Source organism: Streptomyces corynorhini, assembly GCF_003346515.1.
Taxonomy (GTDB): Bacteria; Actinomycetota; Actinomycetes; order Streptomycetales; family Streptomycetaceae; genus Streptomyces; species Streptomyces corynorhini.
In genome coordinates, this window is record NZ_QQNA01000474.1 from 1 (window position 1) to 773 (window position 773).

General features: G+C 73.6%; 1 protein-coding gene. It reads left to right on the forward strand.

The window, feature by feature from the left end:
- Positions 1-14: 14 nt before the first annotated feature.
- Positions 15-773, forward strand: a 759-nt coding sequence (locus DVH02_RS34615) for an ABC transporter ATP-binding protein (RefSeq protein ID WP_147286223.1), incomplete at its 3' end; no start/stop codon positions are given.

Genomic DNA, 773 nt, shown 5'->3' on the forward strand with positions numbered 1-773 from the left:
GCGCAGGGACCTGAATTCCACGAGGGCGCCGGGCGTTCGGACCCACCGTCGCCCTCGACGGCCTGGACCTGACCGCCAGGCCCGGCGAACTGCTCGCCCTGCTCGGCCCCTCCGGCTGCGGCAAGACCACCGCGCTGCGGGTTCTCGCGGGCTTCGAGGAGCCGGACTCGGGCGAGGTGCTGGTGGACGGCGAGGACATCACCCGCGTCCCGGCCAACCGGCGCGACGCGGGCATGGTCTTCCAGTCGTACAGCCTCTTCCCGCACCTCAACGCCCGCGACAACGTCGCCTTCGGGCTGCGGGTCCGCAAGGTGGCGGCCACCGAACGGCACACGCGCGCCGCCGAACTCCTCGAACTGGTCGGGCTGCCCGAGCACGGCGACCGCTTCCCGCACCAGATGTCCGGCGGCCAGCAACAGCGCGTCGCGCTCGCCCGCGCGCTGGCGCTGCGCCCCCGGGTCCTGCTGCTCGACGAGCCGCTGTCGGCACTCGATGCCAAGGTCCGCCTCACGCTGCGCGAGGAGATCCGGCGGCTCCAGCTCTCGCTAGGGATCACCACCATCTTCGTCACCCACGACCAGGAGGAGGCGCTCTCCATGGCCGACCGGGTGGCCGTCCTCAACGCGGGCCGACTCGAACAGTGCGCGCCGCCCGCCGAGTTGTACGAGCGGCCCGCCACCGCCTTCGTCGCCGAGTTCGTCGGCACGATGAACCGGCTGCCCGGCCGCCGCGCGGCCGGCGACCGCATCGAGGTCGCCGGGCTCACCCTGCCC